Annotated in this window: 18 protein-coding genes and 1 tRNA gene; 8 read left to right on the forward strand and 11 right to left on the reverse strand. The window is 68.4% G+C overall.

Going from position 1 to position 26,814, the window contains the following annotated elements; all coding sequences use genetic code 11:
- The first annotated feature begins 44 nt into the window (after positions 1-44).
- The 3 genes from pepN (at position 45) to IE107_RS03790 (ending at position 5,657) form a co-directional block, all read left to right on the forward strand.
- Positions 45-2,555 (forward strand): aminopeptidase N, encoded by a 2,511-nt coding sequence (gene pepN / locus IE107_RS03780; RefSeq protein WP_189541007.1) that lies wholly within the window; start codon positions 45-47, stop codon positions 2,553-2,555.
- 277 nt (positions 2,556-2,832) lie between these two features.
- The gene (locus IE107_RS03785) at positions 2,833-4,245 is read left to right on the forward strand and encodes a pyridoxal phosphate-dependent decarboxylase family protein (protein WP_189541008.1); all 1,413 of its coding nucleotides are present in this window, start codon (positions 2,833-2,835) and stop codon (positions 4,243-4,245) included.
- On the forward strand, positions 4,242-5,657 hold the full coding sequence (locus IE107_RS03790) for a lysine N(6)-hydroxylase/L-ornithine N(5)-oxygenase family protein (RefSeq protein WP_189541010.1): 1,416 nt from the start codon (positions 4,242-4,244) through the stop codon (positions 5,655-5,657). Before IE107_RS03785 ends, IE107_RS03790 begins: the two co-directional genes overlap by 4 nt.
- A gap of 70 nt (positions 5,658-5,727) precedes the next feature.
- On the opposite strand, the gene IE107_RS03795 is transcribed toward IE107_RS03790, so the two are convergent.
- Positions 5,728-7,533, reverse strand: coding sequence for a bifunctional metallophosphatase/5'-nucleotidase (locus tag IE107_RS03795; protein ID WP_189541012.1), 1,806 nt, complete (start codon positions 7,531-7,533; stop codon positions 5,728-5,730).
- A 181-nt stretch (positions 7,534-7,714) separates the two neighbouring features.
- Between IE107_RS03795 and IE107_RS03800 the strand changes: the two genes are divergently transcribed.
- Both IE107_RS03800 and pyk read left to right on the forward strand, forming a co-directional pair.
- Complete coding sequence (locus IE107_RS03800) at positions 7,715-8,413, forward strand: SIMPL domain-containing protein (protein WP_189541014.1); 699 nt, start codon at positions 7,715-7,717, stop codon at positions 8,411-8,413.
- 125 nt (positions 8,414-8,538) lie between these two features.
- Complete coding sequence (gene pyk, locus IE107_RS03805; RefSeq protein WP_189541016.1) at positions 8,539-9,972, forward strand: pyruvate kinase; 1,434 nt, start codon at positions 8,539-8,541, stop codon at positions 9,970-9,972.
- 8 nt (positions 9,973-9,980) lie between these two features.
- Here the strand turns inward: pyk and IE107_RS03810 are convergent, their stop codons facing one another.
- Entirely contained in the window at positions 9,981-10,760 is a 780-nt protein-coding gene (locus IE107_RS03810; protein ID WP_189541019.1) for a helix-turn-helix domain-containing protein, read from the reverse strand.
- A 110-nt stretch (positions 10,761-10,870) separates the two neighbouring features.
- Positions 10,871-10,943 (reverse strand) — tRNA-Leu (locus IE107_RS03815).
- Between the two features lie 100 nt (positions 10,944-11,043).
- Between IE107_RS03815 and IE107_RS03820 the strand changes: the two genes are divergently transcribed.
- Positions 11,044-11,694 carry an ANTAR domain-containing response regulator gene (locus tag IE107_RS03820; protein ID WP_189541022.1) on the forward strand — a complete coding sequence of 217 codons (651 nt, stop codon included), beginning with the start codon at positions 11,044-11,046 and terminating at the stop codon, positions 11,692-11,694.
- Between the two features lie 68 nt (positions 11,695-11,762).
- Here the strand turns inward: IE107_RS03820 and IE107_RS03825 are convergent, their stop codons facing one another.
- The 7 genes from IE107_RS03825 to IE107_RS03855 form a co-directional block, all read right to left on the reverse strand.
- Positions 11,763-12,479 (reverse strand): ABC transporter ATP-binding protein, encoded by a 717-nt coding sequence (locus IE107_RS03825; RefSeq protein ID WP_189541023.1) that lies wholly within the window; start codon positions 12,477-12,479, stop codon positions 11,763-11,765.
- Positions 12,476-13,363 (reverse strand): ABC transporter ATP-binding protein, encoded by an 888-nt coding sequence (locus tag IE107_RS03830; RefSeq protein WP_189541025.1) that lies wholly within the window; start codon positions 13,361-13,363, stop codon positions 12,476-12,478. The genes IE107_RS03825 and IE107_RS03830 overlap by 4 nt, the downstream gene beginning before the upstream one ends.
- Positions 13,360-15,150, reverse strand: a complete 1,791-nt coding sequence (locus tag IE107_RS03835; protein WP_189541027.1) for a branched-chain amino acid ABC transporter permease — start codon at positions 15,148-15,150, stop codon at positions 13,360-13,362. Before IE107_RS03835 ends, IE107_RS03830 begins: the two co-directional genes overlap by 4 nt.
- Before the next feature lie 5 nt (positions 15,151-15,155).
- Positions 15,156-16,085 carry a branched-chain amino acid ABC transporter permease gene (locus IE107_RS03840; protein WP_189541029.1) on the reverse strand — a complete coding sequence of 310 codons (930 nt, stop codon included), beginning with the start codon at positions 16,083-16,085 and terminating at the stop codon, positions 15,156-15,158.
- A 103-nt stretch (positions 16,086-16,188) separates the two neighbouring features.
- Positions 16,189-17,406: a branched-chain amino acid ABC transporter substrate-binding protein gene (locus IE107_RS03845; RefSeq protein ID WP_189541382.1), complete on the reverse strand. Its 1,218-nt coding sequence runs from the start codon at positions 17,404-17,406 to the stop codon at positions 16,189-16,191.
- Between the two features lie 668 nt (positions 17,407-18,074).
- Entirely contained in the window at positions 18,075-18,545 is a 471-nt protein-coding gene (locus tag IE107_RS03850) for a PaaI family thioesterase (protein ID WP_189541031.1), read from the reverse strand.
- Positions 18,546-18,738: 193 nt separating this feature from the next.
- A complete protein-coding gene (locus tag IE107_RS03855) occupies positions 18,739-21,042 on the reverse strand; it encodes an FdhF/YdeP family oxidoreductase (protein ID WP_189541033.1) in 2,304 nt (767 codons plus the stop codon).
- 158 nt (positions 21,043-21,200) lie between these two features.
- On the opposite strand from IE107_RS03855, the gene polA reads away from it, so the two are divergent.
- A complete protein-coding gene (gene polA, locus IE107_RS03860; protein WP_189541036.1) occupies positions 21,201-23,909 on the forward strand; it encodes a DNA polymerase I in 2,709 nt (902 codons plus the stop codon).
- Positions 23,910-23,982: 73 nt separating this feature from the next.
- Here polA and IE107_RS03865 read toward each other — a convergent pair whose 3' ends face one another.
- Complete coding sequence (locus IE107_RS03865; RefSeq protein WP_189541038.1) at positions 23,983-24,807, reverse strand: DUF4184 family protein; 825 nt, start codon at positions 24,805-24,807, stop codon at positions 23,983-23,985.
- Between the two features lie 186 nt (positions 24,808-24,993).
- On the opposite strand from IE107_RS03865, the gene IE107_RS03870 reads away from it, so the two are divergent.
- Positions 24,994-26,691: a lytic transglycosylase domain-containing protein gene (locus tag IE107_RS03870; RefSeq protein ID WP_189541040.1), complete on the forward strand. Its 1,698-nt coding sequence runs from the start codon at positions 24,994-24,996 to the stop codon at positions 26,689-26,691.
- Positions 26,692-26,814 lie beyond the last annotated feature (123 nt).

Below are 26,814 nucleotides of genomic sequence, written 5' to 3' on the forward strand. Positions count from 1 at the left end.
AGAACCCCCTGCGCCCCGCCCGCCGCGTACGGCAGCATGGACGCATGTCCGTACTGACGCGCGAAGAAGCGCAGACCCGAGCCCAGTTCCTCGACGTACACCGGTACACGATCGACCTCGACCTGACCGCGGGGGAGGAGACCTTCGACTCCCGCACCGTCATCCACTTCACCGCAACCGCGGCCGGAGACACCTTCGTCGAACTCAAGCCGGCCACCCTGCGCTCGATCAGCCTCGACGGACAGCCCCTCGACCCCGCCGACCTCGTCGAGAACCGCTTCCCCCTCACCGCGCTCACCCCCGGCGCCCACGAGCTGCACATCGACGCCGCCATGAGCTACTCCCGCACCGGCGAAGGCATGCACCGCTTCACCGACCCGACCGACGGCGAGACATACGTCTACACCCAGCTCTTCATGGAGGACGTCCAGCGCGTCTTCGCCGCATTCGACCAGCCCGACCTCAAGTCCGTCTTCGAACTCGGCGTCACCGCCCCCGAAGGCTGGACCGTCCTCGGCAACGGCATCGCCGAACACCGCGGCGACGGCCACTGGACCCTGGCCCCCACCCCGCTGATCTCCACCTACCTCGTCGCCGTCGCCGTCGGCCCCTGGCACTCCGTGACCACCGAACACGCCGGACTGCCCTTCGGCATCCACTGCCGCCGCTCCCTGGCCCCCCACCTCGACGCGGACGCCGACGAGATCCTCGACATCACCCGGGCCTGCTTCGACCGCTTCCACGAGAAGTTCGACGAGCCCTACCCCTTCGACTCCTACGACCAGGCCTTCGTACCCGAGTTCAACGCCGGCGCCATGGAGAACCCCGGCCTCGTCACCTTCCGCGACGAGTTCGTCTTCCGCTCCGCCGTCACCGACACCGAACGCCAGACCCGCGGCATGGTCATCGCCCACGAGATGGCCCACATGTGGTTCGGCGACCTCGTCACCCTCGCCTGGTGGGACGACATCTGGCTCAACGAGTCCTTCGCCGAGTACATGGGCTACCAGACCCTCGCCGAAGCCACCCGCTTCACCGACACCTGGGTCGACTTCGGCGTCGCCCGCAAGGGCTGGGGCTACGACGCCGACCAGCGCCCCTCCACCCACCCCGTCGCACCCGACCCCGCCGCCGTCCCCGACACCGCCTCCGCGATGCTCAACTTCGACGGCATCTCCTACGCCAAGGGCGCATCCGCCCTGCGCCAACTCGTCGCCTGGCTCGGCGAGAAGGACTTCCTGGCCGGCATCAACACCCACTTCGCCCGCCACAAATTCGCCAACGCCACCCTCGCCGACTTCATCGACAACCTCGCATCGGCCACCGACCGCGACGTCCACGCCTGGGCCGACGCCTGGCTGCGCACCACCGGAGTCGACACCCTCACCTCCCGCGTCGAGGAATCCGACGGCACCTGGACCCTCGGCATCGACCACAACGGCAGCCGCCCCCACCGCATCGCCGTCGGCGCCTACGACCACGCCCCGGACATCCACCCCCACAACGGCACCGAACGGCTCGTCCTGCGCGAGCGGTTCGAAATCGACGTCCCCCCGGGCAACACACCCCACCCACGCCCCGGCCGCCGCCCCGCACTCCTCGTCCTCAACGACGGCGACCTCGGCTACGCCAAGATCCGCCTCGACGCCCACTCCTGGGAAACCGTCCTCACCGGCCTCTCCGGCATCCCCGACGCCCTGACCCGCGCCGTCGTCTGGAACACCGCCCGCGACATGGTCCGCGACGGCGAACTCGCCCCCACCACCTACCTCGAAGCGGCCCGCACCCACCTCCCGCACGAAACCGACCTCGCCCTCGCCCAAGGCGTACTCGCCTTCGCAGACACCCACATCGCCGGCCGCTACCTCACCCCCGAACACCGCCCCGCCGCCCTCGCCACCCTCACCGCCCTGTGCCGCGACCTCATCCGCCGCACCGAGGACGGCCACAACCCCGGCCTCCGCCTCATCGCCGTACGCCACTTCATCGACGCCGCCACCCAGCCCGACACCATCCAGGACTGGCTCACCAACGGCACCGTCCCCGGCGGCCCCGAACTCGACCCCGAACTGCGCTGGCGCATCCTCACCCGCCTCGCCGTCCTCGGCGCCACCGACGAAGCCACCATCACCGCCGAACTCGAACAGGACCCCAGCGCCACCGGCCGGGAAGGCGCCGCCCGCTGCCGCGCCGCCCTCCCCACCCCCGAGGCCAAAGCCACCGCCTGGCACGCCCTGTTCAACGACGACAGCCTCTCCAACTACCTCTTCACCGCCACCGCCCAAGGCTTCTGGCAGCCCGAACAGGCCGACCTCGTACGCTCGTACGTGCCCCGCTACTACCCCGAAGCCACCCGGCTCGCCGCCCGCCGGGGCCCCGCCATCGCCGACGCCGCAGGACGCTACGCCTACCCCGCGTACGCCGTCGACACCGACAACCTCAACCTCGGCGAACAGGCCCTCAGCGACAAGGCCCTCATCCCCGCCCTGCACCGCAAGCTCACCGACCAGATCGACGACCTGCGCCGCGCCCTCACCGTACGCAACACCCACTGACCGACACCCCGCACCCGCACCACCCGTGCCCGGCGCCACCCCCACACCCCGGGGGACGCCGGGCACACCCATGTCCGCCGCCACACCCACACCACCGGACCCCACCTCGACACCGCCACACCCATACCACCAGAACCCACTCCAACACCCCCCCACCCCACTACCCATCCCCCTTTCGAGTTCACATCACCCGGCTCCCCGGCCACGCCCACGAAAACCCGGAAAGCTGGCAAGCCCACCCATGCCCCGACACGCGCACCCGAAGGGCCCCACCGCCATGCCCACCCCACCCCCACCCCTCGCCGGAACCACCACCGGCCCCACCGCCCTGCGCCCCCTCATCGACACCGTCCTCACCGCACTCCACGACGGAGCCCACCGACGCGACGGCCCCCTCCCCGCCGGCGGCCCCGACGCCGTCACCCCACGAATCCGCACCGCCACCCACCCCCTCATCCCCGACCACGGCACCGGCCCCCACCACGCCCTGCGCACCCTCGTCACCGCCCTCACCGAAGGAGCAGCAGACCCCGCGGACCCCCTCTGCACCGCCCACCTCCACACCCCGCCCCTCGCCCTCGCCACCGCAGCGGACCTCGCCGCCTCCGCCCTCAACCCCTCCATGGACTCCTGGGACCAGGCCCCCGCCGCCTCCGCCCTCGAAGCCGACACCACCGCCGCCCTCGCCGCCGAGATCTACCCCCACCAACCCACCCCCGACGCACTCATCACCACCGGCGGCACCGAAGCCAACCAACTCGCCCTCCTCCTCGCCCGCGAACGCAACGGCCCCGTACGGACCATCTGCGCCACCACCGCCCACCACAGCATCACCCGCGCCACCTGGCTCCTCGGCCTCCCCGCCCCCGTCGTCATCCCCGCCCCCACCGGCGTCATGGACCTCGCCGCACTCGACGAAGCCCTCACCCGGCTCCACAGCCCCCACCGCGCCCTCCTCGTAACCGCCACCGCAGGCACCACCGACACCGGCCGGATCGACCCACTCGCCGACATCGCCGACCTCTGCGCCACCCACGGCGCCGAACTCCACATCGACGCCGCCTACGGCGGCCCCCTCCTCTTCAGCCCCACCCACCGAGGCAAGCTCCACGGCCTCGACCGCGCCCACAGCGTCACCCTCGACCTGCACAAACTCGGCTGGCAACCCGCCCCCGCAAGCATCCTCGCCGTCCCCCACCGCCACCACCTCGACCCACTCCACCACCAAGCCCCCTACCTCAACGCCGACGACGACACCGAAGCCGGCCTCCCCGACCTCCTCGGCCGCTCCCTGCGCACCACCCGACGCCCCGACGCACTCAAGATCGCCGTCACCCTCCAGGCACTCGGCCGCACCGGAATCGCCGACCTCGTCGACCGCACCCTCACCACCGCCCACCACCTCGCCGACCTCATCGCCGAAACCCCCACCCTCGACCTCTACGACCGCCCCACCATCAGCACCGTCCTCTTCCGCCCCACCGACGCCGACGACACCACCGTCGCCACCATCCGCCGCACCCTCCTCACCCGCGGCCAAGCCGTACTCGGCCGGGCCCACACCCGCGACCGCCTCTGGCTCAAAGCCACCCTCCTCAACCCCCACACCACCCCCGACCACCTCCACACACTCCTCGACCTCGTCAACCAACTCGCCAACGACCTCGCGGAAGGCAACACCCCCCGATGACCGACCTGCCCACCCCCCACACCGACCAGCCACACGACCTCATCGGCATCGGCATCGGCCCCTTCAACCTCTCCCTCGCCGCCCTCGCCCACGGCGTACCCCCCAACCCCCACCCCCTCAACACCGCCTTCTACGAACAACGCCCCGCCTTCCACTGGCACCCCGGCCTCCTCATCGACGGAGCCAGCCTCCAAGTCCCCTTCCTCGCCGACCTCGTCACCCTCGCCGACCCCACCAACCCCTGGACCTTCCTCAACTACCTACGCAGCCGCGACCGCCTCTTCCCCTTCTACTTCGCCGAACGCTTCCACATCCAACGCGCCGAATACGACGCCTACTGCCGCTGGGTCACCGACCAACTCCCCGGCCTCCACTTCAGCCACCAGGTCGACGCAGTCCGCTGGAACAACCGACGCGAACTCTTCGAAATCGACTTCACCCAACTCGACAACGAAGGCGAAGCCCAAGCACTCGGCCGCACCCACACCCGCAACATCGCCCTCGGCATCGGCACCGAACCCCACATCCCCGAACCCCTCAGACCCCTCACCGAAGCCGAGAACCTCCCCGTCATCCACTCAGCCGACTACCTCCACCACCGCCAAGAACTCCTCAAAGCCCCACACATCACCGTCATCGGCTCCGGACAATCCGGCGCCGAAATCTTCCTCGACCTCCTGCGCGCCCGCCCCACAGGCCAAGAAAACCTTCACTGGCTCGCCCGCACCCGGGCCTTCGCACCCATGGAGTACTCAAAGCTCGGCCTCGAACACTTCACCCCCGACTACAGCCGCTACTTCCACGCACTCCCCGAACCCGTACGCGACGAACTCGTCCCCCACCAATGGCAGCTCCACAAAGGCATCGACGCCGACACCATCGCCGCCATCCACGACGAGCTCTACCGTCGCACCCTCCACGGCGGCTGGCCCGACACCACCCTCACCCCCGGAGTCTGCGTACGCACCGCAGGACGCGTAGCCAACGCCCGCATCGAACTCCACCTCGAACACACCCAGCAGAACACCCGCACCCGACTCACCACCGACGCCGTCATCCTCGCCACCGGCTACCGGGAACGCTCCCTCGACCGCATCCTCGGCGGCCTCGACCCCTACATGCACCGCGACGACTCCGAACGCCCCCGCATCGACGACCGGTTCCGCCTCGTCCTCGACCCCACCGTCACCGGCAACGTCTACGTCCAGAACGCCGAACGCCACACCCACGGCGTCGGCGCCCCCGACCTCGGACTCGCCGCCTGGCGCAGCGCCACCATCCTCAACGACCTCACCGGCACCAACCCCTACCCCCTCCCCGAACGCACCGCCTTCACCACCTTCGGCCTCACCCCCCAACACCCCCACATCCCCACCCAAGGACCCGACCTCATCCCCCTGAGAGCCACCTGACACCCACCACACACAGAACGCGGCCGCCCCCTCCCGAAGGAGAAGACGGCCGCCCACCAAGAACAACCGGCTAGAACACCGGCGTCCCCTCACGCGTCAGCCGCCAGTCAACCGAAGCGAACTCCGCACCATCCACCGAACCCTTCGCCTGCACCCAAGCAATGATCGTGTTACGGATCTCCTCCGAATTCGCCCACAACTGCTTGGCACCCGCAACATGCGGGAAGTTACCGCCACCACTCGCCCGGTAATTGTTCACCGCAAGCACGAACTCCGCCGCCGGATCGACCGGCTTCCCCTCGAACGAAAGACCCACGATCCGCGAACCATTCGGCTTCGCGACATCGATCTCGTACGTCAGACCCGACACCGCGTCATAGTTGTAATCCGGAATATTATCCGCATTCGTCAACTTCGCCGTGTCCACCGGCGCGCCCACCGGAGTCTGCACGTAATACCGCGCCGAGAACTCCAGATAATCCTTCAGCTGAGCACCCGTCAGCAGCCGAGCCTCAAGCGTGTTCTCGAACGGATACAGACCCGCCGCATCCCTGATCGTCACATCGCCGGCCGGAATCTGCGCCGTACGCGAAAAACACGACGCCTGCGAAAGCACCGGAAGCGCCCCATACGCACCACCCGCCAGAGCCGCCTTCACCGTCTCCGTCTGAACGACATTGATCAGATCGATGATCGGCTCGTCCTTCCAGGCCGCCTCCGCCGTCGTCATCGCCGCCGTCGACGTACCGATGACCTGATTGACATACGCCACAACCTTCTTGTGCTCATCCGCCAACAGCCCCGTGATCCCCGGATCCTCCGCCACAGTGTTGGAGTTCAGCACCTGCGAACCCGCCCTCTCCACCACCCAGCGACCCCTCTCCCACACCAGATCGAAGTCGAACAACGTCAACCGCTGCCCCCACTTCAACGGCTCCGAGAGCACCACCTTCTTACCGGTCTGCTTGTTCTCCACGAAATGCTCGGGAATCTCCTGATGCGCATGCCCCACCAGAATCGCATCGATACCCGGCACCTGCTCCGCCACCAGACCCGCCGCGTTCTCCACATACGGAATCTGATCACCGTACGACGACGTACCACTGCTGCCCGAATGCGCCGAAACAATCACCACATCCGCACCCATCGAACGAAGCCGCGGCACAAACTTCGCCGCCTGCTCCTCCAACCCCGGGAACACCATCTTCCCACCGACATTCGCCTTGTCCCAGATCGCGACACCCGGATTCGTCAGCCCCAGAATCGCAACCTTCACATCCCGGCCATGCGGAGTACGCAACCGCTTCATGACATACGGAGCAAACGCCGGCCGCAACGTCTTCGCATCCAACGCGTTCGCACCCAGCAGCGGGAAGTCACACTGCTCCTCGAACTTCCGCAACACCGGAATGCCGTAGTTGAACTCATGGTTGCCCAACGCCGCCGCGTCATACCCGATCGCATTCATCGCCTGCGCCATCGGATGCACCGGACCACGCCTCGCCGTGATCGGATCGACCTTGGCGTAGTAGTACGACAACTGGGTGCCCTGGATCGTGTCACCCGCATCGATCAACAGCGTGTTACGACGCCCCTTCTCCCGGCGCACCTGCTCCACCAGAGTGGAGATCTTCGCCAGACCCACATCATTGTGCGCCTTGTCGTCGAACTCCTTGTCGGTGAAGTAGTCCCAGTTGAAGACATTCCCATGCAGGTCCGTCGTCCCCATCACCGTGAACGAGTACCGCCTCGGCCCACGCCCATGGCCGTGCCCATGACCGTGGGCCGCGGCAGGCACCGCAGAACCCCCCGCGATCGCCACACCCGCACCGGCGGCCGCCGATGTGCCCAGGAACGTCCTACGGTTCAGCGGCATTTCGTCTCCCACATCTCAGATCTCACACAACTCGGTTCGCGCACCACGCGGCTCCCCGACAACAAGGCCCACCGCGCACAACGCGCGTAGATGATGACCCAGGAGCCACACCCCGCAACACCCCCTGCGGGTTTCGATCTGATGACCACCCACTGTCGGACCCGGATGCGACAGTGAACCCATGACCACCACACCACCGCCCTACGGCACCCCCGAACACCCCCGCGTCGCCGTCCGCGGCGAAGCCCGCCTCGAAGTCGACCCCGAAACCGCCCGCATCACCATCACCGTCACCACCCGCGGCAAGGACCGCCGCAACGCCCTCGAAGACCTCACCCGCCGCAACAACCACGTACTCGAACTCGCACGCTCCTACGGACAAGCCATCGAAAAACTCGAAACCGGCGCATTCTCCATCACACCCGAACTCACCCAGAAAGGCCGCAACGAACAAATCCGCGCCTACCACGGCCGCGTCCACATCACCGCCGTCCTCAACGACTTCACCGCACTGGGCGAATTCACCACCCGAATCGCCGACCTCGACATGACCCGGGTCAACGGCCCCTGGTGGGGCCTGCGCCCCGACTCACCCGCCCACGCCGCCGCCCGCCGCCAAGCCGTCCACGAAGCCGTCCAACGCGCCCGCGAATACGCCGACGCCCTCGGCGCCCACCTCACCGCACTCCTCGAACTCGCCGACCTCGGCGCCGAGAACACCACCCCGACAGCCCTCCCCACACCCGGCACCACCCGCAGCCGCGCCGCCTACGCCGGAGCCGCACCCGAACCCGCCCCCGCACTCGACCTCGAACCACAACGCCAGACCGTCCACGCCCAGGTCAACGCCCGCTTCCTCATGACACCGCCAAAACTCTAGAAAAAATGCTCATCCGAGCACCCCGCCGCACAATTCAACACTTGTCAACAACCCTTCACCCAAAGGTCGTTGAGCAGTCACGGCACGCCAATCAACTACCCGTAGGTAAGGTCTAGGGTCGAACCATGCGCCGAGCAAAAATCGTCTGCACCCTGGGCCCCGCCGTCGACACATACGACCAGATCAAGGCACTGGTCGACGCGGGAATGGACATCGCCCGCCTCAACCTCAGCCACGGCACCTACGCCGAACACGAAGAGCGGTACCGCCACGTACGCAAAGCCTCCGACGAGAACGGACGCAGCGTCGGCATCCTCGCCGACCTTCAAGGCCCGAAGATCCGCCTCGGACGCTTCCTCGAAGGCCCCGTACTCCTTGAACGCGGCGACCACTTCACCATCACCGTCGAACCCGTCGAAGGCGACCGCCACACCTGCGGCACCACCTACGAAGGCCTCGCCGCCGACGTCACCACCGGCGAACGCATCCTCGTCGACGACGGCCGCGTCACCCTCGAAGTCACCGAAGTCGACGGCCCCCGCGTCCACACCACCGTCATCGAAGGCGGCATGGTCTCCGACCACAAGGGCCTCAACCTCCCCGGCGTCGCCGTCTCCGTCCCCGCACTCTCCGAGAAGGACATCGAAGACCTCCGCTGGGCCCTGCGCACCGGCGCCGACATCATCGCCCTCTCCTTCGTACGCAGCGGACGCGACATCGAGGACGTCCACCGCATCATGGACGAGGAAGGCCGCCGCCTCCCCGTCATCGCCAAGGTGGAGAAACCCCAGGCCGTCGAGAACATCGACGGCATCGTCGCCGCCTTCGACGGCATCATGGTCGCCCGCGGCGACCTCGGCGTCGAAATGCCCCTGGAACAGGTGCCGATCGTCCAGAAACGCGCGATCAAACTCGCCAAGCGCAACGCCAAGCCGGTCATCGTCGCCACCCAGATGCTCGACTCGATGATCGACAACTCCCGCCCCACCCGCGCCGAGGCCTCGGACGTCGCCAACGCGGTCATCGACGGCACGGACGCGGTGATGCTCTCCGGCGAGACCAGCGTCGGCAAGCACCCGATCGAGACGGTCCGCACGATGTCCCGCATCGTCGAGGCCGCCGAGCAGGACATCCTCACCAAGGGCCTCCCGCCCCTGACCGACCGCAACAAGCCCCGCACCCAGGGCGGCGCGGTGGCCCGCGCGGCGGCCGAGATGGGCGACTTCCTCGGCGCGAAGTTCCTGGTCGCCTTCACCCAGAGCGGCGACACGGTCAGGCGCCTCTCCCGCTACCGCTCACCCATCCCGCTCCTCGCCTTCACCCCGGACCCGGCCACCCGCTCCCAGCTGAACCTGACCTGGGGCGTCGAGACCTTCCTCGGCCCGCAGGTGGACTCGACGGACGCGATGGTCGCCCAGGTCGACGAGGAGCTGCTGAAGATCGGCCGCTGCAAAAAGGGCGACATCGTCGTCATCACGGCCGGCTCCCCGCCGGGCGTCCCGGGCTCGACGAACCTGGTGCGGGTGCACCACATCGGCGAGGACGACAGCCCGAGGTAGGCCGGTCGTCAGTACTTCGGCCCGACATGGGCGTCCATCAACGCGACGGACGCCCGTCGGGCGACGGAGATGTTGTAGTGCTTTCCGGCGCGGGTGCAGTGCTTCCACTCGATGCCGAGCTTGTCGAGAGTGTCGGTGTAGAGCTGCCGGATGTCGTCCGAGACGTTGGTGAACCAGTACCGCGGATACTCGTACCGCTTCCGCACGCCACCGACCATCCGCGTCGTCCAGTTCATGTTCCGGCAGCCGTCGGAGTGGATGAGGCCGCGGACGAAGTCCCAGGGGTGGGCGTCGACGATCTCCTGCTGCCAGGAGGCGAGGACGATGGGTCGCTCGTGCTTCTTGCCGGGGCCGTGCTGGGGGAAGACACATGTCCAGTGCTTCGTATAGGACTTGACCTCGACGCACCCGTTTCTGTGGCGTCGTCCGGTGCGCGGCAAGGGCATCACTCGGCGCATTGCCGATTCTGCTTCATCGATCAAGCCGGGCCATGTGTTGCCGCAGAAGATCGACAGGTGGTGCTGTTTGGGCTTGGAGGTGATGTGGCCGTCTCCGAGGTAGAGCCCGAGGAGATATGCGTAAGCAGCGCGATCGATGTCTCTCCCAGTACACGCCGGGCAGTCGGTGGGCTGCTCGTATTGCACGCCGCGCTGCTTGCGATCCTGGTGCAGCCACCAGCCGATAGTTCCGCGAGGGACGTGGAGGAGTTCTGCAACCGCTCGATTGGTGGAGCCGCTCCGTAAGAGGGCGAGTGCTTCGTCACGTATCGATGGATTGTGCTGTTCCATGCAGTGGAGTCTTGTGCGGCCTTCGGTGGCGTGTGCCAGATTCGAAGAAGCGTTCACCGGCAGGAGTGAAGATCGCAAGGCGATGCTGGACCTTGGAATCAAAGGTGAAGTGCCCTGGGTGGGATTCGAACCCACGCTGTCGGTGGTTTGAGCACCGTGTCTCTTCCGCTGGACTACCAGGGCTGGCCTTAGCATCAAAGGTTAGCGCAGGCCCGCTGTGACTCAAACATACAGGAGCTAGGTAGGCTCAGGTAGCAGGACCTGCCTTGAAAAAAGGAGCACCGTGACAACCCCCGAGCCGCCCCAGTCACCCGCCGAAGACGACAAGTCGCACGTTCCGCCGCTGACGACCCGCGTCGTCATCGCCGAGGACGAGGCGCTCATCCGTCTCGATCTCAAAGAGATGCTGGAGGAAGAGGGCTACGCGGTCGTCGGCGAGGCCGGGGACGGGCAGCGGGCCGTCGAGCTGGCGCGGGAGCACCGGCCGGACCTGGTCATCCTCGATGTGAAGATGCCGGTCCTGGACGGGATCTCCGCGGCGGAGAAGATCGCCGAGGAGTCCATCGCGCCGGTCCTGATGCTGACCGCGTTCTCGCAGCGCGATCTCGTCGAGCGGGCCCGGGATGCCGGGGCGATGGCGTATCTGGTGAAGCCGTTCAGCAAGAGCGACGTGGTGCCGGCCATCGAGATGGCGGTGTCGCGGTTCGCGGAGCTGAAGGCGCTGGAGTCCGAGGTCGCGGATCTCGCGCAGCGGCTGGAGACGCGGAAGCTGGTGGACCGGGCGAAGAGCATTCTGCAGACGGATTACGGGCTGTCCGAGCCTGCTGCGTTCCGGTGGATCCAGAAGACGTCGATGGACCGCAGGCTGTCGATGCAGCAGCTTGCCGAGGCGTTGATCGAGGATGCCGAGGAGAAGAAGAAGGCGGCTGAGTAGGCCGTAGGTGAGCGTACGGGAGAGGCCCGCGCCCCGGATGTCCGGGACGCGGGCCTCTCCCGTATGTGTCAGTCCTCGCCGAGGTACGCCTTGCGGACGGACTCGTCGTGGAGGAGGTCCGGGCCGGTGCCGGAGAGGACGATCTTGCCGACCTCCATGACGTGGCCCTGGTCCGCGAGGGAGAGTGCGGCCTGGGCGTTCTGCTCGACGAGCAGGATGGTGGTGCCCTGGGCCTTGAGTTCGACGATGGTCTGCATGATCTTCTGCATCATGATCGGGGAGAGGCCCATGGAGGGTTCGTCGAGCATGAGGAGCTTGGGCCGGCACATGAGGGCCCTGCCCATGGCGAGCATCTGCTGTTCGCCGCCCGAGAGGGTTCCGGCGGCCTGTTTGCGGCGTTCCCCGAGGATGGGGAAGAGGTCGTAGGCGCGCTGGATGTCCTTTTCGATGCCTGCCTTGTCGTTGCGGAGGTAGGCGCCGAGCTGGAGGTTCTCGGTGATGGTGAGCCGGGGGAAGATGTGGCGTCCCTCGGGGGAGTGGGCGAGGCCCAGGGAGACGACCTTGTGTGCGGGTACGTCGTTGAGTGGTTTGCCGTCGAAGACGATGCGGCCGCCGGCCGGTTTGAGCAGGCCGGAGAGGGTGCGCAGGGTGGTGGTCTTGCCGGCGCCGTTGGTGCCGATGAGGGTGACGACCTGGCCGGCTTCGACGGTGAAGGAGATGCCCTTGACGGCTTCGATCTTGCCGTAGGCGACGCGGAGGTCCTCGACCTCCAGAAGTGCGGTCATCGGGTGTCCTCCTCCTCGGTGCTGGTGGTGGCTGTTTTCGCGGCGTCGGCTTCGGCTGCTTCGACTTCGACGGCTTCTTCGGCGCCGGGGGCGCCTTCGAAGGGGGTGCCGAGGTAGGCGGCGACGACGCGTTCGTCGCTCTGGACCTCGGTCGCGGTGCCTTCGACGAGCTTTTCGCCCTGGACGAGGCAGGCGACGCGGTCGCAGAGGTTGAAGATGAACCGCATGTCGTGCTCGATGACGAGGACGGCGATGCCCTGGTCCCGGATGGCGAAGATGAGTTCTTCGGTGACGCGGGTTTCCTGGGGGTTCATGCCGGCGGTGGGCTCGTCGAGGAGGAGGAGTCCGGGGTCGCTGGCGAGTGCGCGGGCGATTTCCAGCTTGCGCTGGTCTCCGTAGGGGAGGTTGCGCGCGAGGTGGTCGGCCTTGTCGGCGAGGCCGATGAAGTCCAGGAGTTCCATGGCGCGTTCGCGGCTGGCGTTTTCGGCCTTGGTGAATCCGGGGAGCCTCAGGAGGGCGGACCAGAGGCCTTCTTTGGTTCTGGTGTGGCGTCCGACGAGGACGTTTTCCAGGACGGTCATGTTGGCGAAGAGCCGGATGTTCTGGAAGGTGCGGGCGATGCCTGCCTGGGTGACGAGGTGGGGTTTGGGCGGCAGGACGGTGCCTTTGTAGCTGACCTTGCCCTCGGTGGGGACGTACAGGCCGGTGAGGCAGTTGAAGAAGGTGGTTTTGCCTGCGCCGTTGGGGCCGATGAGGCCGACGATTTCGCCCGTGTTGACGGTGAGGTCGACGTTGCGTACGGCGGTGAGGCCGCCGAAGCGCATGGTGACGCCGTTGGCGTCGAGGACGGTGGTGGCGGTCTTTGTGGTGGTCATGGTGGTCACGCCCCCGCCTTGGCGATGCCGGTGCCGGTTTCTTCGGACTGTCGTGGTTCCGGTACGCCGGGCTGGTCGTTCTCGTGGAATTCGAGCTGCTTCCTGCGGTCGGCGACCAGTCCTTCGGGGCGCAGGCGCATCAGGAGGATGAGTGCGATGCCGAAGAGGAAGAGCTGGTAGTCCTGCATGAACTGGAGTTTGGCCGGGATGAGGTAGAGCAGTGCGGCGCCGACGAGGGGTCCGCTGAGGGTTCCCATGCCGCCGAGGATGACGGCGGCGAGGAGGAAGGCGGAGTTGGGGGGTACGGAGCCGGCGAACTGGTACTGCTCGGGTGTCACGGTGTAGTTGACGTGTGCCTGGACGGTTCCGGCGAGTCCGGCGAGGGTGGCGCCGAGGGCGAAGGCGAGCAGTTTGAGCCGGAAGGCGTTGATGCCCATGGCGGTGGCTGCGGTTTCGTCCTCGCGGATGGCGACCCAGGCGCGGCCGATGCGGGATTCTCCGGAGCGGCGGAAGACGAGGACGACGACGGCGGTGAAGACGAGCATCAGCAGGTAGTAGTTGGCGGACCTGCCGAGGTCGAAGCCGAGGATGTTGTGTTTGAGGCCGAAGTCGAAGCCGAAGAAGTTGAGGTCGGGGATGCTGGGGATGCCTTGGGAGCCGTTGGTGAGGTCGGGTCCGCTGTTGCCGTTGAGGTTGTTGACGGTGAGGCGGAAGATTTCACCGAAGCCGAGGGTGACGATGGCGAGGTAGTCGCCGCGCAGTCGCAGGGTGGGTGCGCCGATGAGTACGCCGAAGACGAGTGAGGCTCCGGCGCCGGTGAGGACGGCGGCCCAGAAGGGGAATTCGACGCCGATGGCGGACATGGTGGAGCCGGAGACGAGGGCGGCGGCGTAGGCGCCGACGCCGAGGAAGGCGACGTATCCGAGGTCGAGGAGGCCGGCGAGGCCGACGACGACGTTGAGGCCGAGTGCGACGGTGCCGAAGATGAGGATGTTGGCGCCGATGAGCGCGTATTCCTCTTTTTGCTGGGTGAAGGGGAAGCAGACGGCTGCGACGAGGGCTGCGGTGAGGGTGATGTTGCGGTGCTTCGCGGTCAGTGCGGTGAGGCGGGAGACGAGTCCGGCCCGGTGGAGTGCGGTGAAGGCGAAGCCGACGGTGATGAGGAAGCCGATGAAGAGTTCGGTGTAGTCGGTGTCGATGCCGTAGGCGAAGACGTAGAGGCCGATGCCGAACGCGGCGACGATGATGAGGATTTCGGCCCAGGAGGGGAGGGCCTTGGCGCGGGGTGCCTGGGGGGCGCCGAGGCTGTTGCGGAAGCGCTGCCAGGCGGTGGTCTCGGTCCTGTCGAGCGGCTGGTCGCCGGGGAGTCCGAGTGCGGCGACGGTGGCGATGAGTGCGCCGATGCCGCTGACCCAGGCGCCGGGTTCGAGGTTGACGGCGCCGCCGAGGTCGTAGGCGATGGCGCCGATGGTGTAGCCGGTGGTGCCGAGGGTGCCCAGGGCCAGGAGGCGTACGGGGCTGTTGGTGCCGCCGGGGGTGAGCCAGCCCAGGCCCCGGATGCCGTACCCGGACAGCGTGAGGAGCAGGGTGAGTGCTGCGGCGATGAGGGTGAGGACCTGGAGGCCGCCGGGGTAGCCGGTGACGGTGAGGTCGCCGGGGAATTCGTCGGTCCAGGTCCAGGCGAGGAAGGTGCCGGCCAGTGCGACGACGGAGCCGGCGACGGTGCCGATGCGGGCCGCGGCGGCGGGGATCGGCAGGACGGCGGGGCCGGGTGTGGTGGTGTGGTTGGTGGTCATCGGTATCACGCCCGATCCGCGACGCGTTCGCCGAGCAGGCCCTGGGGGCGCAGCAGCAGGACGATGATGAGGAGGACGAAGGCCCATACGTCCTTCCAGGCGCCGCCGCCGAAGAGTTCCATGCCGGGGACGTTGCTCATGTAGCCGGTGGCGAGGGATTCGGCGATGCCGAGGACGACGCCGCCGAGCATGGCGCCGTAGATGTTGCCGATGCCGCCGAGTACGGCTGCGGTGAAGGCCTTGAGGCCCATGATGAAGCCCATTCGGAAGCCGATCTGGCCGTTCTTGAGCCCGTAGGCGACGGCGGCGACGGCGGCGAACGCGGCGCCGATGGCGAAGGCCATGACGATGATGCGGTCGGTGTTGATGCCCATGAGCTTGGCGGTGTCGGGGTCCTGGCTGGTGGCCTGCATGCCGCGGCCGGCGCGGGTCTTGGAGACGAAGAGCCCGAGGGCGAGCATGCAGATGGGTGCCGTGATCAGGACGAAGAGGTCACCGCGTTGGATGTGGGCGCCGAAGATGTCGATCGCTTCGCCCTTGAATTGGGGGAAGGGGTGGTCCTTCTTGGCGTCGGGGTACCACTTCCAGATGGCCTGCTGGAGTGCGAGGGAGAGTCCGATCGCGGTGATGAGCGGGGCCAGTCGTGGGGCGGTGCGCAGGGGCCGGTAGGCGAAGCGTTCGGCGGCTGCGCTGACGGCGACGGAGCATATGACGCCGCCGATGATCATGATGGGGATGATTGCGAGGAGGGAGACACCGGCCGGCATCCAGAGGTACACGGTGAGAGCTCCGAAGCCTCCGATCATGAAGATCTCGCCGTGGGCGAAGTTGATGAGCTGGATGATTCCGTAGACCATCGTGTAGCCGATCGCGATGAGTCCGTACATCGCGCCGAGGATGAGTCCATTGGCCAGCTGTTGCGGCAGTTCGTTCACCGCAGGGCCTCCGTGGAGTGGTTCGGATATGGCACCGCGCGGGAGGCTGGTAGCGCTCCCGCGCGGTCTGGTGTGGGTTGTCAGGCGTGGGCCGGGGAGCTGGTTACGGCTTGTAGGCCTCGCTGAGCTTGGAGGTCCACTTGCCGCCGTTGACCTGGTAGGCGGTCATCATGGTGTTGGTGGTGTCGCCGTATTCGTCGAAGGAGACGGGGCCGGTGACGCCGTCGAACTTGACCTTGGCCATGGCTGCGAGGACCTTGGCGCGGGCGTCGTCGCCGGTGGGGAGCTTGCCGCCGTTGTCGGCGACGGCGATCTTGACGGCTTCGATGATCGACCAGGTGGCGTCGTAGGTGCCGCCGCCGTAGGCCTCGTAGGCGTCCTTGTATCCGGCGGTCTTGTAGTCCGCGATGAACTTCTTGGCCGAGTCGAGTTCTTCGACGGGCTTGCCGACGGAGGTGGCGATGTCGCCCTGGGCCTTCTTGTTCAGCTTGATGAAGTCGGCGCTGTACATGCCGTCGCCGCCCATGAGGGGGATCTGGACGCTGTCCTTGAGCTGCTGGCTCAGGGGTGCGCCGGCGGGGTATTCGCCGCCGTAGTAGACGGCCTTGGCGCCGGACTTCTTGACCTTGGTGACGACGGCGTTGAAGTCGCGGTCGTCGGGGTTGACGTGGTCGTTGCCGACGATCTTGCCGCCGAGGGTGGTGAAGGTGTTCTTGAAGGATGCGGCGAGGCCGGCGCCGTAGGGCTTCTGGTCGTCGATGAGGTAGACCTGCTTGATCTTCGCGTTGTTGAAGAGGTACTTCGCTGCGAAGGCGCCCTGGATCTGGTCCGTGGTGGCGGTGCGGAAGTAGGTCTTGAAGGGGCGCTTCTTGTCGCCGGTCTTCCAGTTCTCGCCCTGGGTGAGTTCGGTGCCGGTGTTGGCGGGGGAGATCTGGGTGAGGCCGGCGTCGTTGAGCGGCTTCTGCATCGACTGGGAGACGCCGGAGTTCAGGGGGCCGACGACGCCGAGGACGGTTTCGTCGTCGATGAACTTCTGGGCGTTCTGCTGGCCGACGGAGGGCTGTGCCTGGTCGTCGAGGGGTTTGACCTCGAATTTGATGCCGGGGACGGTCTTTTCCTTGTTGGCCGTCTGGGCGGCGAGGTCGGCGGAGTTCTTGATGCCGAGGCCGAGGGCGGACAGGTCGCCGGTGATGGGCGCGTCGACGCCGATGACGACGGTCTGGGTGCCGCCGCTGTCGCTGCTCTTGTTGCTGTCGTCGCGCGACCCGCAGGCGGTGAGGGTGAGTGCTCCGGTGGTGAGCACGGTGGTGAGTATGAGCAAAGAACGGTGTCGCACGAAAGGTCCTTTCCCTGGCGCGGCCTCCTCTGCTTGAGGTGCCGTGTCGTTCGCCGGGCCGTACTGGGTGGTACAGGGCCGTGCTGCAGACGCGCCCGGCGGCGCGGTGACTGGCGGTGACTCTAGGCGTAGGTGTGGGGGTCGGGGATGGGTCCGCCGCAGGATGTGACTGTCTTGTTATGCCGTTGAGCAAGGCTTGAGGTGGCTGTGCGGACATGTACGGCTTTTTACTGGACGGTGAAGTGACCGCATTCTGAGAACGCGCAGCTCTGCTAAGGGGCTTGAGCCGATCATGGTGCTGTCGTGCGAGGTGGGGAGGGGTGTGGTGTGTGCGGGCATGGCGGGGTGCCCGGGTGGCTGAGGGGGGCCGGGCCGGGGGGCCGTGTGGGGCGTCGACGAACCGGAGGATGGTTACGCTGTGTCACATCGGCGGTGATCTGGTCGACGCGGTGTTGTGTGTGCGGGGTGCGGGGCCGGTGTGTTCGCGGTGCCGAGTGGGCCACACAACATGGTTCTCGGTCAAGGGAGTTGGCGTTTCCCGTTGCCAATTGCCCGTGGCGGTGGGGTGGTTGTGTGCGGGTATGACGCTGCCCGGCCGGATTGTGTTCCGGCCGGGCAGTGGTGCCGCGGTGTGTTCGGTGTGTTCCGGTCCGTCAGGCGGCGCCGGGGCGGGGGGCGTCGCGGAGCATGCAGGTGAGGCGTGCGGTGCAGACCCGCTTGTCCTGTTCGTCGGTGATGGTGATCTCGTACGTGGCGGTGGAGCGGCCGCGGTGTACGGGGGTGGCGACGCCGGTGACGAGTCCGCTGCGTACGCCGCGGTGGTGGGTGCAGTTCAGGTCGACGCCGACGGCGAGCTTGGTGCTGCCGCCGTGGAGCATGGAGCCGATGGAGCCGAGGGTCTCGGCGAGGACGGCGGAGGCGCCGCCGTGCAGGAGTCCGTAGGGCTGGGTGTTGCCCTCGACGGGCATGGTGCCGACGACACGGTCCGCGGAGGCTTCGACGATGGTGACGCCCATGCGTTCGCCGAGGTGGCCGGCGGAGAAGAGGGCGGGCAGGTCGACGCCGATTGCGGCGTACTCGTCGATGATCTCCTGGGGGAACTTGGGTGTGGTGTGCTCGCCCATGGGCCTGCTCCGATCGTCTGCGGTGGTTCACAGCTTCGGTGCTGTGTACATCGTTCTTATCAGACGACTGAGCGGGTGCTTAGGTCCCGTCCGGGGATCGGGCGGGACCCCCGGATTCCGGGTGTTTGGCGCCCGCTCCCGTGACGTCCCGGCGGCCTGTACGCCTTGCGGCACCGCTCCTGTCCGCCTCCGCTCACCCCGCGGGGCGGTCCTGGGCGGGCCGTGTGCCGGTGTTCTCGAAGCGGATGACGACGGACTTGCTGGCCGGGGTGTTGCTGGTGTCGGCGGTGGAGTCGAGGGGAACCAGCACATTGGTCTCCGGGTAGTAGGCGGCGGCGCAGCCCCGGGCGGTCGGGTAGTGGACGATGCGGAAGCCGGGGGCGCGGCGTTCCACGCCGTCCTTCCATTCGCCGACGAGGTCGGTGTACGCGCCGTCGGGCAGGTGGAGGGCGCGGGCGTCGTCGGGGTTGACCAGGACGACGCGGCGGCCGCCCTTGATACCGCGGTAGCGGTCGTCGAGGCCGTAGATGGTGGTGTTGTACTGGTCGTGGGAGCGCAGGGTCTGCAACAGCAGCCTGCCTTCGGGGAGTTCGGGGTACTCGACGGGGGCGGCGGTGAAGTTGGCCCTGCCGGTCGCGGTGGGGAAGCGGCGTTCGTCGCGGGGGGCGTGCGGGAGGGTGAAGCCGCCGGGGTGTGCGACGCGGGCGTTGAAGTTCTCGAAGCCGGGGACGACGCGGGAGATGCGGTCGCGGATGGTCGCGTAGTCCTTCTCGAACTCCTCCCAGGGGGTGGCCGATCCGGGGCCGAGGACGGCGCGGGCGAGGCGGGCGACGATGGCGGGCTCGGAGAGCAGATGGGGGCTTGCGGGGGTGAGGTTGCCGCGCGAGGCGTGGACCATGCTCATCGAGTCCTCGACGGTGACGAACTGCCTGCCGCTCGCCTGGACGTCCTTGTCGGTGCGGCCCAGCGTCGGCAGGATCAGCGCGCGGGTGCCGGTCACGGCGTGCGAGCGGTTGACCTTGGTGGAGACGTGGACGGTGAGGCGGGCGCGGCGCATCGCGGCTTCGGTGACGTCCGTGTCGGGGGTGGCCGCGACGAAGTTGCCGCCCATGGCGAAGAAGACCTTGGCGTCACCGTCGCGCAGGGCCTGGATGGAGCGGACGACGTCGTAGCCGTGGTGGCGCGGTGAGGTGATCTGGAATTCCCTGTCGAGGGCGTCGAGGAAGGCGGGGGAGGGGCGTTCGAAGATGCCCATGGTGCGGTCGCCCTGCACGTTGGAGTGGCCGCGGACGGGGCAGACCCCGGCGCCGGGGCGGCCGATGTTGCCGCGCAGCAGCAGGAAGTTCACGACTTCGCGGATGGTCGGCACGGAGTGCTTGTGCTGGGTGAGGCCCATGGCCCAGCAGACGACGGTGCGCTTCGAGGCGAGGACCATGGCGAGCGCCTCCTCGATGGCGCCGCGGTCGAGGCCGGTTGCGGTGAGGGTCTGTTCCCAGTCGGCCTGGCGGGCCGCCCGTGCGAACTCCTCGTAGCCGTGGGTGTGGTCCCGTACGAAGGCTTCGTCGACGGCGCCCTCGGTCTCCAGGATCATTTTGTTCAGCAGCCGGAAGAGGGCCTGGTCGCCGCCGATGCGGATCTGGAGGAAGAGGTCGTTGAGCGCGGCGCCCTTGATCATGCCGATCGGGCTCTGCGGGTTCTTGAACCGTTCCAGGCCGGCCTCGGGCAGCGGATTCACCGAAATGATCTTCGCGCCGGCCGATTTGGCCTTCTCCAGGGCGGAGAGCATCCGGGGATGGTTCGTGCCGGGGTTCTGTCCGGCGACGATGATCAGGTCCGCCTGGTGGAGGTCCTCCAGGAAGACGCTGCCCTTGCCGATGCCGATGGTCTCCGTCAGTGCCGAGCCGGAGGACTCGTGGCACAGATTGGAGCAGTCGGGGAGGTTGTTGGTGCCGAATTCGCGGGCGAACAGCTGGAGCAGGAACGCGGCCTCGTTGCTGGTGCGGCCCGAGGTGTAGAAGAGGGCCTCGTCGGGGGAGGCGAGCGCGTTCAGCTCCTCGGCGATGATCGCGAAGGCGCGTTCCCAGGTCACCGCCTCGTACCGGTCGGCGCCTTCGGGGAGGTACACCGGCTGGGTGATCCGCCCCTGCTGACCCAGCCAGTACCCGCTGCGTGTGGCGAGGTCCGCGACGGGGTGCGCGGCGAAGAAGTCGGGGGTGACCCGGCGCAGTGTCGCTTCCTCGGCGACGGCCTTGGCGCCGTTCTCGCAGAATTCCGCCGTGTGCCGTTTGTCGCTCTCGGGCCAGGCGCAGCCGGGGCAGTCGAAGCCGTTCTTCTGGTTGACCTTGAGGAGGGTCTGCGCGGTGCGTCGCACGCCCATCTGCTGCTGGGCGACGAGGAGGCTGTGGGCGACGGCCGGCAGCCCGGCGGCGGCGTGCTGCGCCGGCCCGACCCGGGGTGCGTCCTGGGCCGGATCTCCTGTGGGCGGCTTGGTGGCCATGGTGTGCTCCCCTTTGATCCGACTGCGAAGCCGAGCGGTGCGCGGTGCGCATCGAGGCTGTCCTTGTTTCTCCTGGGATCCTGTCACGCGGCACCGGCGGGGAGGGCGGCCAGCGGGGCCGGTCGGGAATGTCAGTGGTCCGTGGCAGGATCGGGGGCGTGGCTGAGACGGCATCGAAGAAGACGGCAGACAACCGACCGCGCCTGCTCCTGATGGACGGGCACTCCCTGGCGTACCGGGCGTTCTTTGCGCTGCCTGCGGAGAATTTCACGACAGGGTCGGGGCAGCCGACGAACGCGGTGTACGGCTTCGCGTCGATGCTTGCGAACACGCTGCGTGATGAGGCGCCGACGCATTTCGCGGTGGCGTTCGACGTCTCCCGCAAGACCTGGCGCGCGCAGGAGTTCCCCGAGTACAAGGCGAACCGCTCGAAGACCCCGGACGAGTTCAGGGGGCAGGTCGAGCTGATCGGCGAGCTGCTGGACGCGATGCACGCGCACCGTTTCGCGGTCGACGGCTTCGAGGCGGACGACGTCATCGCCACGCTGGCCACGCAGGCCGAGGCGGCGGGCTTCGAGGTGCTGATCGTCACCGGTGACCGGGATTCGTTCCAGCTGATCACGGACAACGTCACCGTGCTGTACCCGACCAAGGGCGTCTCGGAGCTGACGCGCTTCACCCCGGCGAAGGTCGAGGAGAAGTACGGGCTCACGCCGCAGCAGTACCCCGATTTCGCGGCGCTGCGCGGCGACCCGTCGGACAACCTCCCGGGCATTCCCGGTGTGGGCGAGAAGACCGCCGCGAAGTGGATCAACCAGTTCGGTTCGTTCGACGAGCTGGTCGGGCGTGCCGAGGAGGTCAAGGGCAAGGCCGGCCAGAATTTCCGGGACCATCTGGACGCGGTGCGGCTGAACCGCAGGCTGACCGAGATGGTCCGTGACGTGGAGCTGCCCAGGACCCCGCAGGACCTGGAGCGCGCACCGTACGACCGCGCGGCGGTGAAGGGGGTGCTCGACGTCCTGGAGATCCGTAACCCGAGCTTGCGCGAGCGGCTGCTGGCCGTCGACCCGGGCGCCGAGGAAGAGGCCCCGGCGCCCGCCGCGGGCGTCGAGCTGGACGGCGTGGTGCTGGGCGCGGGCGAGCTCGCGCCCTGGCTCGCCGGGCACGGCGGGCAGCCGCTCGGCGTGGCCACGGTCGACACCTGGGTGGTGGGCAGCGGCACAGTCTCCGAGATCGCGCTGGCCGCGGCGGACGGCGCGGCGGCCTGGTTCGACCCGGCCCAGCTCGACGAGGGCGACGAGCAGGCGTTCGCCGCCTGGATCGCCGATGCGGACCGGCCCAAGGTCATGCACAACGCGAAGAGCGCCATGCGGGTCTTTCCCGAGCACGGCTGGCGGGTCGACGGCGTCACGATGGACACCGCGCTGGCCGCCTATCTGGTCAAGCCCGGCCGCCGTTCCTTCGCGCTGGACGCGCTGACGCTGGAGTATCTGGGCCGTGAGCTGGCCCCCGCCGCCGCGTCCGACGGGCAGCTGGCCTTCGGTGCGGACGACCAGGCCGAGGCCGAGTCCCTGATGGCGCAGGCCCGCGCGGTCCTGGACCTGGGCGGCGCCTTCACCACACGGCTGGCGGAGGTCGGCGCGGCCGGGCTGCTGCACGACATGGAGCTGCCGACGTCCGCGCTGCTGGCCCGTCTGGAGCGGCATGGCATCGCCGCGGACCGGGCGCATCTGGAAGGCATGGAGCAGCAGTTCGCCGGTGCGGTGCAGCAGGCGGTGAAGGAGGCGCACGCCGCGGTCGGCCGCGAGTTCAACCTCGGCTCGCCCAAGCAGCTCCAGGAGGTCCTCTTCGGCGAGCTGGGGCTGCCGAAGACGAAGAAGACGAAGACCGGGTACACCACGGACGCCGACGCGCTGGCCTGGCTCGCCGCGCAGACCGAGCACGAGCTTCCGGTGATCATGCTGCGCCACCGCGAGCAGGCCAAGCTGCGGGTCACCGTCGAGGGCCTGATCAAGACGATCGCGGCCGACGGCCGTATCCACACCACGTTCAACCAGACGGTGGCGGCGACGGGCCGGCTCTCCTCCACCGACCCCAACCTGCAGAACATCCCGGTCCGTACGGACGAGGGCCGGGCCATCCGCCGGGGTTTCGTCGTCGGCGAGGGCTTCGAGACGCTGATGACGGCCGACTACAGCCAGATCGAGCTCCGGGTGATGGCCCACCTCTCCGAGGACGCGGGCCTGATCGAGGCGTTCACCTCCGGGGAGGACCTGCACACCACGGTCGCCTCGCAGGTCTTCGGCGTCGACAAGTCGGCCGTCGACCCGGAGATGCGCCGCAAGATCAAGGCCATGAGCTACGGACTCGCGTACGGGCTCTCCGCGTTCGGCCTCTCCCAGCAGCTGAACATCGAGGCGGGCGAGGCGCGCGGCCTGATGGACACGTACTTCGAGCGGTTCGGCGGAGTGCGTGACTATCTGCACCGGGTGGTCGAGGAGGCCAGGGCCACGGGCTACACGGAGACGGTCTTCGGCCGCCGCCGTTACCTCCCCGACCTCAACAGCGACAACCGCCAGCGCCGTGAGATGGCGGAGCGGATGGCGCTCAACGCACCGATCCAGGGCACGGCCGCGGACATCGTCAAGGTCGCCATGCTCCAGGTCGACCGGGCGCTGACCGGGGCGAAGCTGAAGTCCCGGATGCTGCTCCAGGTCCATGACGAGATCGTGCTGGAGATCGCCGGGGGCGAGCGGGCGCAGGTCGAGGAGATCGTGCGCCACGAGATGTCCACGGCCGTGCAGTTGCGCGCCCCGCTGGATGTCTCGGTGGGCGTCGGTACGGACTGGGAGTCGGCGGCGCACTGACCCGCCGAAGGCGCCGGACGGGCCTGGGACAACACGTCCCCGGCCCGCCCGGATGCCTGCGCGCAAGTCGGCCCTACATCCGTTCGGCGACCGTGGCTGCGGCTGTGCGCGGTCGCCGCAGCCGCAGCCACGCCCCGTACAGCACCAGGCCCACCGCCAGCCCCGCCCCGGCGCCGAAGCAGGCGGTCGGGATGATGTCCAGCGGGGTGCCGATGTGACCGAAGTACGCGTACCAGCGTGCGCACCGGTGGGCGACACCGAGCAGTACGCAGACGCTCAGCAGCACCCCCGCCGCCCACCGGCCCCGACGGTCCAGCACCGGCACCGACGACGGGACCGGGCGCGCCCCGGTCCGCCGCAGCCCCGACGCCGTGAACCGGGCGAGCACGGCCAGGGCCACCGCCGAACTGCCGTACTGCACCAGCTGGAACACCGGGAATCCGCCGATGCTGCCGTCGAGCACCGGCACCAGGCGCACCCCCCACCGGTCGTGATGGGTGAAGGCGTCCCAGACGACATGGGTGGCGGCCCCGGTCACCGCCGACAGCACGAACCCGGCGGCCTCCCGGACACCCCGGGCCCCGCGCCGACCCCGCAGGAACGCGTGCACCCGCCCCTGCCAGGCTTCCGGCAGCAGCGCCACCAGCGGTTCGCGCAGCAGCAGCCACAACGCCACCACGGCCGCGGTGATCAGCACATCGACCGTGAGCACACCCCACACCGAGTGGGTGACCTGCCCGAACTCCATGGCGCCGGGAACCGCGGTGTCCGCGTAGTACGTCATGTCGGGGGCGAAGGAGCCCGCGACGAGCGCCGAGGCGAACAGCGGGCCGCGTGCTGTCCCGTCCCGCCGTATCCCGGGGAGGACGGCGGCGGCATGGCTGAGTGTGAACGGCATGGCGGCAAGTATGGGCGAGCCGTCCCGCTCGCCCGGCCACCGCCGTACAGCTTGCTGTCCGGAACGTGAAAAACAGGTGAGAACCGGTCAGCACACGGTGTCCCGACGGCACAAGTTGCCGTAGGGTCGCCTGAGTCCTGCTGCTGGGGAGCGCGGACAGCCGTCGAAGGGGAGGGGCCAGAGGTTATGGCAGCGCAATTCGGTCGCCGACTTCGCAAGGGGGCGACCACCACTGCTGTGGCCGCCGTCGCCGTCGCGGCGCTCTCCGCCTCGGGGGCCCCGGGCGCCACACTGGTCACCGACAGCGGCGACCAGCAGTCCACCGGGACGACCCCTCCGCCCGACGACAGCGCGGCCACCGGCAACTCGCCGTACTACACGGACCTCCCCCCGCTGAACACCCCCGACAAGCCCGGCACGTCCACGCATCTGCCCGTCACCGGCAGCGCGGAATCCGGCATCCCGGCCTCGATCCTGGCCGCGTACAAGAAGGCCGAGCGGACCGTCGCCGACAGCGACGCCGCCTGCCGGCTGCCCTGGCAGCTGCTCGCCGCGATCGGCAAGGTCGAGTCCGGCCAGGCCCGCGGCGGCAGGGTCGACGCGAACGGCACCACGTTCTCGCCGATCCTCGGCCCGGTCCTCGACGGCCGGGGCTTCGCCATGATCAAGGACACCGACAACGGGGCGTACGACGGGGACTCGACCCATGACCGCGCCGTGGGCCCGATGCAGTTCATCCCGTCCACCTGGGCGACCTGGGGCCAGGACGGCAACGGCGACGGCCGCAAGGACCCCAACAACATCTACGACGCGGCGCTCGCCGCCGGCCGCTACCTCTGCGCCGGCTCCCGCGATCTGTCCCTCGCCGCGGACCTCGACCGGGCGGTCCTGAGTTACAACCACTCGGACGCCTATCTGCGTACCGTCCGCTCGTGGTTCGACTACTACAACCGCGGCACCCACGAGATCCCCGACGGCACCGGTGCCGTGCCGCCCGGCCTCGGCGGAGGCGCGGACCGCGACTCCGGCAGCCCGAGCCCGTCGCCCTCGCCGTCCGGAACGACCAAGCCGAAGCCGAACCCGTCGAAGCCGGGTGACGGCGGGTCGACCAGCCCGAAGCCGACCCCGAAGCCCACTCCCAAGCCGTCCCGGACCCTCGCGGCTGTGGAGAACGCCGGTACCGGCACGCTGACCGCCACCGCGGGCGACGCCTTCGCCGAACGGATCAAGGTGCGGGCCAGGAACGGCCTCGGCGGCCCGCTCGCCAAGGTGTCCGTGACCTTCACCGTCGCCGGTGACACCGACGCCGCCTTCGACGGCGGGAAGAAGACGGTCACCCTCCTCACCGGAGCCGACGGGACGGCCACCGCCCCGGTGCTGAAGGCGGGCGAGAAGTCCGGGAAGTTCACGGTGCGGGCCGCCGCCACCGGCCGCTCGCTGCCCCCCGTCGCCTACACGGCGACCGTCACCGCCCGCCGGGCCGACGCGATCGCCAGGACCGACGACAAGGCGCTGACTGCGGCGCCCGGCACCGAGTTCGCCGACACCGTCGAGGTCAAGGCCACCTACAAGGGTGCGGTCGCGGCGGGTGTCGCCGTCACCGCCACCATGATCACCGATGACGTGAAGCCGGTCGAGAACGACAAGGGCCCCTGCTTCAAGGACGCCGACGGCAAGACGGTCCGTACCCTCACGGGGCTGAGGACCGGCGCCGACGGCACCCTGAAGCTGCCCAGGATCTACGCCGACGGCACCGAGGGGACCTACAAGCTGCGCCTCACCACCGAGGGCGGCGCCACGGTCGTCGTCGAGCTGAAGGTCGAGGCGTCCGAGCCTTCGGCGACGCCCGACCCCTCCGGGACGCCCGAGACACCCGCCGCCTGACCCGGATCCTCCGCACGTCCGAGCAGCCCCTTTGCCGTCACCCGGCACAGGGGCTGTTCCACGTGTTCTCATCTCGCGCCCGCGTTGCTACGGTGCCCCAACGCTGACGACCCATCAGATCCA

The organism is Streptomyces gelaticus (assembly GCF_014649535.1).
In the GTDB taxonomy this organism is placed as follows: domain Bacteria; phylum Actinomycetota; class Actinomycetes; order Streptomycetales; family Streptomycetaceae; genus Streptomyces; species Streptomyces gelaticus.